This window comes from Chryseobacterium sp. c4a, assembly GCF_009900745.1.
Lineage (GTDB): Bacteria > Bacteroidota > Bacteroidia > Flavobacteriales > Weeksellaceae > Chryseobacterium.
Genome location: NZ_WXVU01000007.1, coordinates 225,545 through 238,390, shown reverse-complemented (window position 1 = coordinate 238,390; position 12,846 = coordinate 225,545). Strand labels below are relative to the sequence as shown.

General features: G+C 34.0%; 11 protein-coding genes. All 11 read right to left on the bottom strand.

Annotated features, from left to right (window positions below; genetic code table 11):
- Positions 1 to 617 precede the first annotated feature (617 nt).
- The 11 genes from GTR01_RS12065 to GTR01_RS12015 all read right to left on the bottom strand — a co-directional run bounded on the left by GTR01_RS12065 (position 618) and on the right by GTR01_RS12015 (position 12,845).
- Positions 618 to 1,298: a hypothetical protein gene (locus GTR01_RS12065; RefSeq protein ID WP_160138087.1), complete on the bottom strand. Its 681-nt coding sequence runs from the start codon at positions 1,296 to 1,298 to the stop codon at positions 618 to 620.
- 4 nt (positions 1,299 to 1,302) lie between these two features.
- Positions 1,303 to 2,166 carry a dTDP-4-dehydrorhamnose reductase gene (rfbD, locus tag GTR01_RS12060; RefSeq protein WP_160138086.1) on the bottom strand — a complete coding sequence of 288 codons (864 nt, stop codon included), beginning with the start codon at positions 2,164 to 2,166 and terminating at the stop codon, positions 1,303 to 1,305.
- Positions 2,167 to 2,212: 46 nt separating this feature from the next.
- Complete coding sequence (locus GTR01_RS12055; RefSeq protein ID WP_160138085.1) at positions 2,213 to 2,698, bottom strand: acyl-CoA thioesterase; 486 nt, start codon at positions 2,696 to 2,698, stop codon at positions 2,213 to 2,215.
- 70 nt (positions 2,699 to 2,768) lie between these two features.
- Positions 2,769 to 3,272, bottom strand: coding sequence for an OmpH family outer membrane protein (locus tag GTR01_RS12050; protein WP_160138084.1), 504 nt, complete (start codon positions 3,270 to 3,272; stop codon positions 2,769 to 2,771).
- Between the two features lie 67 nt (positions 3,273 to 3,339).
- Complete coding sequence (locus tag GTR01_RS12045) at positions 3,340 to 3,894, bottom strand: OmpH family outer membrane protein (RefSeq protein WP_160138083.1); 555 nt, start codon at positions 3,892 to 3,894, stop codon at positions 3,340 to 3,342.
- An 8-nt stretch (positions 3,895 to 3,902) separates the two neighbouring features.
- On the bottom strand, positions 3,903 to 6,437 hold the full coding sequence (gene bamA, locus GTR01_RS12040) for an outer membrane protein assembly factor BamA (protein ID WP_160138082.1): 2,535 nt from the start codon (positions 6,435 to 6,437) through the stop codon (positions 3,903 to 3,905).
- Between the two features lie 28 nt (positions 6,438 to 6,465).
- Positions 6,466 to 7,215: an isoprenyl transferase gene (locus tag GTR01_RS12035; protein WP_160138081.1), complete on the bottom strand. Its 750-nt coding sequence runs from the start codon at positions 7,213 to 7,215 to the stop codon at positions 6,466 to 6,468.
- Between the two features lie 5 nt (positions 7,216 to 7,220).
- Positions 7,221 to 8,111, bottom strand: coding sequence for a DUF6089 family protein (locus GTR01_RS12030; RefSeq protein ID WP_160138080.1), 891 nt, complete (start codon positions 8,109 to 8,111; stop codon positions 7,221 to 7,223).
- Positions 8,112 to 8,324: 213 nt separating this feature from the next.
- On the bottom strand, positions 8,325 to 10,826 hold the full coding sequence (locus GTR01_RS12025) for an exopolysaccharide transport family protein (RefSeq protein ID WP_160138079.1): 2,502 nt from the start codon (positions 10,824 to 10,826) through the stop codon (positions 8,325 to 8,327).
- A 4-nt stretch (positions 10,827 to 10,830) separates the two neighbouring features.
- Entirely contained in the window at positions 10,831 to 11,691 is an 861-nt protein-coding gene (locus GTR01_RS12020; protein WP_160138078.1) for a polysaccharide biosynthesis/export family protein, read from the bottom strand.
- A 35-nt stretch (positions 11,692 to 11,726) separates the two neighbouring features.
- Complete coding sequence (locus GTR01_RS12015; RefSeq protein ID WP_160138077.1) at positions 11,727 to 12,845, bottom strand: glycosyltransferase family 4 protein; 1,119 nt, start codon at positions 12,843 to 12,845, stop codon at positions 11,727 to 11,729.
- Position 12,846 lies beyond the last annotated feature (1 nt).

The window sequence follows — 12,846 nt, the reverse complement described above, 5'->3', positions numbered from 1 at the left end:
CATCCTGAGCCAGGATCAAACTCTCCATTGTATGTTTGTCTGACTCACTCAAAGTTTTTAACGCTTTAGTTTTTCCTTACTTGGTTGTTATATTGTATGTCAATGATCTTTATATCTTTCGCTTTTTAACGAAGCAATCTATCTGTCAGTGTCGCTCCGTATTTGCGAGTGCAAAAGTAAAACTTTATTTCTAATTGACCAAATGTTTTGAAAGAAAATTTTAAAGTTTTTTAAGTAACCTTAATCTCTATCATAACACTCAATCTCTCTACTCCTGCGCTCCCTTAATTGGGACTGCAAAGATACAAACTCTTTTTTAACTCGCAACTTTTATTTGATAAAAATTAAAAGTTTTTTTTCGTTTCATATCCTAGTAGATGATAATGTTTATGCTTATTTAAAAGCCCTTCTGCGCTTACTGATATACTCTCGTTTTCAGTGGGGCAAAGATAGAAACTTTATACCACGCAAAACAAATAAACTTAACATAAATTTCATATTTACGTAATATTTTACCCCTAAACCACTGATACCTTGAGAGAAAAATTTTAAACATTATATATAAAAATCCCCGGTTCCTATCGAAACCGGGTATTAGCTATCCATATAATAAAGTATTATTGCCTGTTTTCTTTATAAATTGCACTTAAAAATTCTGCATAAGACTTTTCTAATCCAATAATATCTCCTGATTTAAGGTTTAGCCCTCCTACTCCAGAGTTGTCCGGCTTTACTTTTAATGATGAAATCTGAAAATAAAGATTATCATCATTAGTTTTTGGTTGAACTTTCACCGTTGAGCCTAAAAGTTTCTTGGTAGAGATAGTATAAACATCTCCAGGGATAATTTTTAATTTAAAAAATGATCTTGGTGGTACAATATAATCCTTACTATTGATATTGATCTTCTGATCTTTTTCTGAAGAAGCAAATATATACATCATCCCGTTACTAACTTTTAGTTTTTCTTTTGGAGTATAATATAATGCTATCTTATAATTAGAAGGATTAAAGGCCTGAGGTGATCCGTCTATATTTTCAAAAGGTTTTATGACAAAAGTATTGGCTCCAATCTCTTTTGCTTTTTTATATACTAATGAAAACACCATGGCATCATCTTTTGAGAACCCCTGAACTTCAGCTTCGCCTAAATAGATAGCCTCTGTTTCTGCTTCATCTTTTTTATAAAGAAACTTGTCTGCATTATCATTGGTCTTCTCTACCTTACTCAGATAAACATTCTGTGCATTCCAAAGCTGAATACATACTACAGAAAAGATAATGGCTAATTTTTTCATATTATTATTGTTGTGTAAGGATCTCAACACATTCTTCAAGACTGTGTTCCCAATGTTTTGGTTCTATCTTATAAATTTCTTCTATCTTATCCAGAGACATGGTACTTCTTACAGGTCTTTTGGCCGGAGTTGGATATTGCTCAGTTGTGAGAGCATTCAATTGTATTGAAGATTTTGAAAACTCAGCAATTTTCTTTGCAAAATCAAACCAGGTAGTTTCCGGATAATTTGAAAAGTGAAAAATTCCAAATGTTTTATTAGGAGCTTCAATAATATCCATAATTGCCTCAGCAAGATCATTAGCATTCGTAGGCTGACCAAATTGATCTGCTACAATTCCTAATTCTGTTTTTTGTGAAAACAGATTCAACATGGTCTTCACAAAGTTTTTATTAAACTCAGAATACAACCATGAGGTTCTTAGGATAATGGTTTTAGGATTAAGTTCCAATGCTAATTCTTCTCCTTTTCTCTTTGACTCTCCATACACTCCTATTGGATTTGTAAAATCATCTTCTGAATAAGGAAGATTTGTATTTCCATCAAAAACATAGTCTGTAGAAACGTGAATTAAAATGGTTTTAAAATCTAAGCAAGCCTGAGCAAGGTGAGCAACCCCTTCTGCATTTACTGCAAATGCTTTTTCTTTTTCTTTCTCAGCCAAATCTACTGCTGTATATGCGGAAGCATTAATACAATAATCGGGTTTATTATCATAGAAAAAGTCATTTACCTGTTCTTCATTGGTTATATCAAGAGTTGTGGAGTCTGTAAAAAGAAATTCATATTGATTTTCAAAATCGGGAGCTATTTTTCTGATACAGTTACCTAACTGGCCATTGCTGCCTATTACTGCTATTTTTTTCATATTTTTTTATTTTTAAACTATCAAAAAATTCTCAATATAATATGTATTAAGAGTTTTTTGCATTTTGGGATCTTAAAAACTTAACTCTTGACTGGAAATCTTTTTGTATCAGATCTACATAAAACTTATGGAAAGTTTCTTTTATATCTTCCGGATGAACTTCTGATTTTCTAGTTTTCACATTGAAATAGATCACAGTTACCCAAAGCACAGCATGAATTGTTTTCTCGTCTAAGCTTTTCATCAGAATTTCCACTTTGGCTGTTCTATCTTGTATATCGATTGTTTTACTGCTGATGACAACTTGAGTATTGTATCTTACTTCTTTCAGGTAAGCGATTTCATTCTGAATAGCGATCCAAGTACATCCCGTTTGTTTGGTATATTCTTCATAAGTAAATCCGTAAAATGTCTCTACATGATCTTCTCTTGCATTGAACATATATTCCAGATATTTTACATTATTCAAGTGGCCGATAGGATCACAGTCACTAAACCTTACTTTAACTATAGTTGATACTTCTTTTTCCATTCCGCAAAAATAAACAAACCGCCTCTTTTGGAGGCGGTTTGTCTTATAAATCTTTGTTAATTTGCTGAAATTATTGAATTCCTAATTCTTTTTTTACAGCAGCAGTAGCATCAGCTCCGGCTTTGTATAGGAATGCAGGTGAATTTCCATCCATTACATACTCATATCCGTTAGCTTTAGATACTTTTTCTACAGCATCGTTCAATTTTTTCTCAATTGGTCCGAAAGCTACTTCTTGTTTAGCCTGAAGATCTTTTTGAGCTTTATCCTGCATTTGAGCTATTTCTTCCTGAATTTTTGATAATTCAGCTTCTCTAGCTTTGTTTTCTTCTGCAGATTTCTTAGGCGCTTCTTCGCTATACTGCTTTAGTTTAGCTTGCCCAGCATCATATTTCTTCTTGATCTCTGCCTGCTTAGTATCGTAGAATGTTTTAAGGTCAGCATCTGCTTTTTTCTTTTCAGGCATTGCATTAAGAACTCCCAATACATCTAAAGTAGCCATTTTTTGAGCTTTTGCCATACCTACAGAAACAATCATCATCACTGCTGCAAATAATACACTTAATTTTTTCATAATTGGTAAAATAAATAATTTAATTTGTTTTTAGATTTCAAATTTACGTAAAAGTTAATTTAAAAACTTACTTTTTACTTTTACTTGTTGTTTTATCTTTTTTATCTGTTCCTTTCAGTAAAATAGCTAATACTTTTTCTGTATAGTCATATTTTCCCTGAAGAAAAATAACACTAATGTTATTGCTTTTATCAAGAACTATGCCCAACCCATTTTTTTCGGACATTGTTTTGATAGCTCCCCAAATCTGATCCTGGAATGGTAAAACAAGATTTGTTCTCAGTTTTGTTATTTCACCATTGGATCCGAAACGTAAACTTGTAGTTGTTTTGATGTTTTTATCAAGATCTACAACTTCTTTTTCTCTAAGTTTCAGTTGGTCACCTATCAATAACACTTTTTCACTTTCAAAAGCTGCTTTTTTTCTTTCATACTCCGACTGCATGTTCTGAAGTTCAGACTGCCAGGTATCAATTTGAGAGTTTAATCTCGCTTCGGCTTCTTTATACTGAGGTAATTTATTTAAAATCTCATTAGTATCTACCACTCCAATTTTCTGAGCATTTCCTAACCCAAAAATTAAGAGCAATACAAAAGTGATGGTTATTTTAAAGTTCTTCATATTTATAATTATAATGATTGGTTCATCAAGAAATGGGTTTGCCATCCTGACTTGTTTCCATCTAGAGTCTTATCAAATCCATAAGCAAAGTCGAATCCGATCAATCCGAACGCTCCCATATACACTCTGACTCCGACCCCTACTGATCTTTTCAACTGGAATGGGTTATAATTACTCCATGAGTTCCAAACGTTACCTCCTTCAGCGAACGTCAATGCATAAATTTTAGCCGTTTGGTTCAATGAGATTGGATATCTTAATTCCAGCGTAAATCTGTTGTAGATTGTTCCTCCTCCTTGTGGTGTAATATCTGCTGCTGCACCTCCGGAGTTACTTTGCGTATCATATCCTCTTAAAGGAATTAGTTCTCGACCGTCATATCTACCTCCAAATAATCCAGTACCTCCTACATAGAATCTTTCAAATGGCGGAGCTCCCAGGTTTTTATTATATCCATCCATGAATCCCATTTCAGCAGAAGATCTCAATACCAGTTTACCGACAATTTCGTTATAAACGTCTGCCTTAAACTTGATTTTATAGAATTCCATCCACTTATACTTATCAATAGGCTTCATCTCATCATAATTCTTTTTGCTAAACAATGAATATGGTGGAGTCAGTTTTGCAGAAAGTTCAATATTAGAACCTGTTGTCGGGAAAATTGGATCTATACCTGCAGAGTTTCTGCTTAACCCTAGGTTAATACTAAAATTATTAGCCGTTCCATAGTTTTCTGTAACGTCTCCAAATTGGAATGGATAGTTATTAAAGTCATATTTCTGGAACTGTAATCCTGTGTACAGAGAGAAATAATCATCCGGCCAGTTCAGAAGTCTGTTTAAACCTACTGATGCCGAGAATATATTAAGTTTCTGTGCATTTCCAAATTGGTCACTGTATTTCACTCTTGAGTTATTCAAACTTACAGAAAGAGCGGTTTGTTTTGCTCCAAATAACCAAGGTTCTACGAATGATACTCCATAGTTCTGGAAATACTGCCCAGCCTGTACCTGAATGGAGAAGGTCTGACCATCTCCTTGTGGCACTGGTTTAAAGTCTTTGAACTTAAGGAAGTTTCTCAATGAGAAGTTATTAAATGTCAATCCAAGGGTACCAATGAAGCTATTCCCTCCGTAACCTGCTTGTAACTGAACCTGAGAAGATCCTTTTTCTACAAGTTTCCAGTTGATATCAACAGTATTGTCTGCCTGGTTTGGCTGAATATCCTGTCCGATTTGTTGTGGATCGAAGAATGACATCCCTGCTAAATCGAAGTATGTTCTTTTGATCTCAGTTTTTTTGAATAACTCCCCTGGTTTTGTTCTTAATGCTCTAAGAATTACATGGTCATGGGTTGTTACATTCCCTTGCCATGTTACTTTATTCCAGGTTGCCTGTTCTCCTTCATTTACTCTGATTTCCAGGTTTACGGCATCTCCGTTCACTGATTTTTCAACCGGTGTAACATTGGAGAAAAGGTATCCGTTGTTCATGTAAACGGATTTGATATCGGAATCATCTTCCTTACCTCCGTCTTCACCTACTTTTTTGTTGAAACCTACAGCATCGTAGATATCTCCTTTTTTATATCCTAATAATCTCTGTAAATATTCTGTAGAATAAACAGTATTCCCTGTGAACGTAATATCACCGATATAATACTTTTTACCTTCATTCAATTTTACATTGATCTCATAGTTATTTTTCTTGTTTCTCCATACAGAGTCTGAAACGATCTTCGCATCTCTATATCCTAAGGAGTTATAATAACTGATCAGGCTTTGTTTATCTTCCTGATATTTATCTTCAATGAATTTAGAAGACTTCAAGATACCTCCGATACCGAAACGTTTTTGTTTTGTTTCTTTGAAAGCCTTTTTTCTAAGCTTACTATCAGATACACTTGTATTTCCTTCAAATTCGATATGGTCGATTTTAATTCTCTTACCCTTATCTACATTGATAGTCCAGTCTACCAAAGAAGGATCTCCGGCATTTACTCTATCCTCGATACTGATTTTTGCGTCGGCAAAACCTTTTTTAATATAGTCTTTCGGGATGTTTGCCTTAAGACTTGACACCAAGTTTTGAGTAATCTTTGTACCAGGCTTCAGATTGTTATCTTTAGCAAGTTTTTCACTTTTTGATTTCCCAATTCCTTTGCCCTTGAATTTCACTTCTCCAAGTTCCTTCAGATCCTGAAGATAGAATTTAAGAACTACAGTCTGTCCTTCAATGCTTTGAACGTATACTTCCACTTCAGAAAAAGATTGGGTATCCCAAAGTTTTTTAACGGCATTACTGATTTTCTGTCCCGGGATATCCACGCTTTCTCCTTTGGATAAGCCTGTAAATCTAAGGATCTGAGCTGGTGTATACTTTTTTACCCCATCTACAACAATGTCTTTAAGTGTATAGGTACCTACCTCATTGTCTGCATGTACAGCATTGTTTACTTTCGTGCTGTCTTGTGGCGTTACTTGTCCATAAAAATGTGCAGAAGCAGCAAACATAATGATGGGTAATAGTCTAAACTTCATTTTATCGAGTCTTTCTTTTCTTTAAAATTTATTGGCCTTGTATCTGCTCTCCGGTTAATCCGTATCTTCTTTCTTTGTTTTGATAATCAACAATACATTGGAAGAAAATATCTTTGGTGAAATCCGGCCATAGAACATTCAAAAACTGTAATTCAGCATAAGCAATCTGCCAAAGCAGGAAATTACTTATTCTTATTTCGCCGCTTGTTCTTATCAACAGATCTACAGGAGGAAAGTCTTTGGTGTAGAGATAGTTTTCGAATAATTTTTCATCTATATTCTCTACATCTACTTTTCCTTCTTTTACGTCTGAGCTGATATTTTTTACAGCATTCAGTATTTCGCTTTGTGAGCCATAGCTAATAGCCAGTACAAGGTTTCCTTTTGTGTTTTCTTTTGTGAGTTCTACCACACGCTCCAGCTGTTCTTTTACTAAAGTAGGCAGCTTTTCGAGATTTCCTATTACATGCATTCTTAATCCTTTGCTGAAGATTTCCTCTGCTTCTAACAACAGGGTTTCCACCAGTAAGTTCATAAGGGTATTTACTTCTTCAGTAGGACGGCTCCAGTTTTCTGAAGAAAATGTGTAAAGTGTTAAATAGGGGATATTGATCTCATTACATGCATTAATCGCATTTCTTACAGCATTAATGGCATTTTTGTGACCGAAGGTTCTTTCTTCGCCACGAGATTTAGCCCATCTCCCATTACCATCCATAATGATGGCTACGTGTTTTGGTAAATTCTCAGAATTTATTTTATCTTTAATCAACGACATATTAATTAATCACAATAACATGGAGGTCTTCCAAACGAAAATGTTAATCCTAAACTGAAAGTATTCATCCAGTCTTTGGATCTTTCATCTCCAATATTTCTCTTTTTAATAAACTCTCCTTCTCGTTCTTTGGCAGCAGCAAAATAGTTTCCAGACTGTAATAAAGAGCCTCCTGTCGCCGGATCAAGGATATCGGCATTAAAGGAACTTTTTATATCTTCAGGAAGTATTTTACTATGATCAAGCTGATCTGTCAAAGTATATCTGAAGGTTGCTTCTGCAAATATAGCCCAAGTATGGTTAAATTTATACTTCAAACCTACACCAAAAGGGATATGCATGGTAACTTTTTTTCCTAATGAATATTCCGTAGTTGTTTTAAAGTCCGTTTCATTGATTGGGGCAAGTGCTACACCATCAGGATCTCTTCTGAAATCATGTGATAAATTAGCTTTAGGTGCATCAAACATCAAAGCTCCAATACCTCCAAAAATATACGGGCTTACCATACTTATCTGTTCATTATTTATCGGAAAAAAGTTATATTCAAAAACTAAACTTGCTTCGTATACGTTATTTTTCCCGTATGCATTTCTATTTCTTCTATATTCTTCTTTTGCAGCTTTATCACTAAACTGAATCTGGTTATACCCTAAATCCAATCGAACGGTTTGGTGCGGGTTAAAATTAAATCTATATAAAATTCCTCCATAAAACGGGATCCCCCAATCCGACATTCTATTTAAATCCAACGGCTTTTGTAAAATATAACTTGTGCTCCCTACATCACCCACTAGGTTACTCATACCTAGACGAACCCCCAATTCGTTTCTTTGTGCTTTAACACTCACCACTCCAAGGAAGGCGAGGAAGCTAAACAATAATTTTTTATTCATAAAAGAATATGGATTTATGGTTATTTTAAAATTTAATTTTTGCAAATATAAAACATTTTTATATTAATGATAATCTTAATGTTTAGTTAAAAATAAACAAAAAAACATAATTTGTTATAAAGTAAACGGCAAAGTGGCAAAAATATTCTTTTTTTCATAGAATGAAAATCCTCAAAGTATAAAAAAACCCCCATCGAATGAGGGTTTAAGGCTTTATTTTTTGTTAAACATTACCTGCATTTTGTTCCGTATTCTGATCAATAACGGTTCTTTGTAATTTTTATCTTCATCAAAATATCCATATCCATAACCATATCCGTAGCCATAACCATATCCATACCCATATCCTTGCTTCGTGTTATAATCATTATAAATAAGTCCTAAATGTTCAATTTCATTATTCTGGTATTTCTCAGTAACCATCTTCATCATATACTTCTCAGTGTATTCATGACGAACCACATAGATATTGGCATCAGAGTATTTCATCAGTTCATAAGAATCTGCTACAAGCCCTACCGGTGGAGAATCTATAATAATGAAATCATATTTTCCTTTCAGTTCTTCTATAAACTGAACATTTCTCTGGCTCATCAGCAATTCTGAAGGATTGGGAGGAATAGGCCCTGAAGTTGCTACATCCAGATTAGGAATTTTTGTCTTATTAATAATTTGATCTATATTCACTTCTCCTGTAAGATAGTTTGAGATACCATATTTATTATCAATATTAAAGTCCCCAAAGATTTTCGGTTTTCTAAGATCCATCCCCAAAAGGATTGTTTTCTTATCGCTTAATCCTAATACAGATGCCAGGTTAATAGAAATATATGTTTTTCCTTCTCCACCTACAGAAGAGGTTACCAATATCACCTTACCTTTTCCTACTTCTTCATTATTCATCAGGAATCTCATGTTGGCTCTAATTCCTCGGAATGCCTCTGAAACGGATGATTTAGGTTGCTCCAAAACAGTAAGCATATTTTCGCTGCTATTGTTTCCGATTACTCCAAGAAGAGGAATTTTTGTTACTCCTAATAATTCTTTAATGTTTCTGATCTTATTATCAAGCAATTCGCCAATCAGGATAAATAGTATTGGAAGGAATAACATTCCACCTATTATTCCTGCTTTTGTCATTTTTATATTAGGACTCACTGGCCCTTGTCCAATATTCTTAGCAGGGTCAATTACGCTCACATCAGACTGATTGGTTGCTACATTTAAACGGGCTTCATTTTGTCTGGTCAACAAGCTATTGTATGTAGCTTCGATCATATTATAGCCTCTTTCTGCATCTAGATATTTTCTTTCTTTTTCAGGATATGTTGCTAAATCAGAATTAGCATTTGCAACCTGACGATCAATTTTATTGATCTCATCATAATATTTGGTGTAGTAGTTTTTCAAGCTATTAAAAGATCCTGCCTTAGCTTCACTGATCAACCTGTTTACTTCCTTCATTGGCTCGGAAGTAGGTTTATAAATTTGAGCTAATTCTGATCTTTTTGTATACAAAGCTTTAAGTTCACTTACAGAAGCAGAAAAAAATCCGTCTTCAAAACCTGCGGCGTTTGTAGCAATCATTTTATCAAAGTTTTGAGACTGAAGTGTACTCTTAATATTATTGAGAGAGGTAATTTTACTTACAAAATCTGCTTTTTTGGCTTCAAGATCTTTTATTGTTTCAAGAGATTTTTCATCTCTGTCTTTAATATTATAAAGTTTTTCTGATGTTTTCAGATAGTTCAGCACAGCTGCTGCTGAATCCAGTCTTTTACGGATTCCATCAAGACTTCCCTGCAGATAAACGGTTGTATTTTTATTAACAATATTTTTATCTTCAAGTCTTTTTTTCTGAAGCTCGGCTACCGATTTGTTCAGGAAGTTCACGGTACCGTTAAGATTATACCCTTTTTTAGTAATAATCATAATGGTACTAATTTCTTTATCAAAACCAACACCTATGGTAGACACAATATCATTAACTCCTTGATTTATAGTTACTAAATTAACAACAATATTATCAAGTTTGATACTAGGAGTAACAGGGTTCTGAACCAGTTTAAATCTTAAGTTTGGAGAATTATACCACTCATTAACCCTAATAATTTTATTTGCAGGTCTATTGAAGGGTTTGATATTGTAAAAGCTTTCCATTTCATAACTATATAAATTGGAAGACTGTCCTTCTTCTGGCAATACAACTTCATAAGAGCCATTACTTTTAGGCAATAATGTAATTGGGTAATTAACCTGTTGAAGGTGCTTTTTATCAATTTCAAGAAAAACCGGGGAATCATTCTTATCCAGATAAGTGGACTTTACAAATCCTTTAGTGGAATAATTTATATAAAGGCTTAATTCTTTCACCAAATACTCATTATGAGATCTTGAAAAAAGCATTTTCTTTAGGTACACTCCATCTTGGTTTCCGCTCTGTCCCCAGATAAAGTTGATAGACTGGTTGGGGCTAAAATAGCTTGAAGTACTATTGGAAATACTCAAAGACAGGTCTGAGGCATATACATTCTGTGCATAATATTTACTATACACCCAAGATATGGCATAGCCAATCAGGAACATAAAAGCAAACCAATACCAGTTTTTAAGCAATCTTCTTAAAAAGTGCTCGAGATTAAATAATGCAAAAGTCCCATACTTCTCTTTTGGGGCTTCGCTTTGTCCTACTGCGGTATCTTTTCCTGGAATCATGGGATTAAAGTCTTTGTAGGATTGTATATAGAGTTAATGCAGTTGTAATTGCTGTCACACCAGTAAGTAGGGTCTGGATAGGATCTTTTCCGAATCCGTTCAAGCTTTTTCTTCTGGTATTAAGATAGATTTCATCTCCATTTTGTATATAATAGAAAGGAGAATTCATTAGATCTTCACGGGTAAGGTCTATTTTAGCAATCTTAATTCCTTCCGGAAGTTTTCTGTGGATTACAATTTCTTTCTTATCTATGGTTCTGTTCAAACCTCCATTAATAGCTAATGCTTCGGTAATCGTAAGGGTGTTTTTATGAGCGACTTTCTCTCCCGACATCCCTGTAGTTTCTACATCTCCAAGTACATAATAGGTAATTCCATCTGTATTTAATCTTACTTCGGCTTTTCCTTCCTGGAAATTCTCATTGACTTTAGTCTGGATTTCTTTTGCTACATCATCAAGGGTTCTTCCTTCTGCTTTAACGTATCCTATTCCGAAAACATTAATATCTCCGTTGTTATCTACTTTCAATCCATTAAAATAGAAATTGACATTTCCTCCCATCGTAGAGCTTCCTCCGCCTGATGAAGTAACGGTATTGCTTACTGCTCCACCGCCTGTTCCGCCTGAGGTATTGTATGCAGAGTAAAACTGTGCTGCATCTCCTTTTGGCGTAGTCACGATATTGAGGTTAAGCATATCATTTTTGGTAATCCTGTAGACAGGAATATTGTAGGGAACAAGGCCTTCTTCATTGATAACAAGGCTTTCACTCGGCTGTAAATATCTTACATCCTTTGTTGTGATGCACGAGGTAAGTAAAAAAGGTAATAATATTAAAAATAAATACTTAAAGTTCTTCATCATGTTTGAATATTGTTTACAAAAGTAATATTTAATTGTTAATTTTTGTTATTTCTTAATCGATATATCAAATCTGGTAAATATGCCCCCATAAAGCCCAACAAAACAATGATCAACAGTAAGAGGTTTACATTGGTATGTCTTAGGTAATAGGCTACTGTCACAATCATTAAGTAATAGACAATAATATAAAATGTGGATCTTCTATGGGTAAGATTTAATTTTAGGAGCTTGTGATGAATATGGTTTTTATCTGCATCAAAAGGTGATTTTTTATTGTAAAGTCTTACAAATATTACATTCAGCGTGTCTACAATGGGTAAGATCAGAATTGCCACAGCCACGACCGGAGCGGATTGTAAATGGTATTTAGGTACACCAGCAAGCTTTTTATCAATAAAAATATCTATAAAACAAATCGAAGTAAAGGCCAACAGAAATCCTAAAAGCATGGATCCTGTATCTCCCATAAAGACTTTATTGGTTCTGTAATTTGATAAGTTATAATACAAAAATGCCAAAACAGTTCCTATAATTACGACTGACAAAACAACTAACGGATAGTTATATTCCCCCAATCTATAATAACTTATCCCAAACAGGGCACTACAAATTACAGAATATCCACCTGCTAACCCATCAATCCCGTCAATTAAGTTAAAAGCATTGATAAGAATGATAAAAGTAACAATACTGAATAGCACACTCACAATATAACCTAATTCGTATACTCCGAATATCCCGAATAAACTTCTGATTCTGATATCTGAACCAATAACAATCAATGAAGATACTAAGATTTGGGCCACAAGTTTTTTATAAGCTCTCATGACTACAATATCATCCATTACTCCAATATATAAAAGGATTATGAGGGATGCAAATAGGAATTTATACAGATCAAACAGCTCGTAAGCAAAAATAGAGGCACATATTCCAATAGAATAAAAAATGGCAATTCCTCCAAGATTTGGGATTTTTCTAAGATGTGAACTTCTGACACCCGGTTCATCCATAAGGTTCTTCCTTCTGGAGATCTTAACAATAGTAGGTATGGAGAAAAAAGTAATTAAAAAGGAAAATACGAAGCCTAGTCCTATTTTTACATAGAAAATAGGTATTCCCGATCCGCTTAAGAACAATTCAAAGTTTTTCATT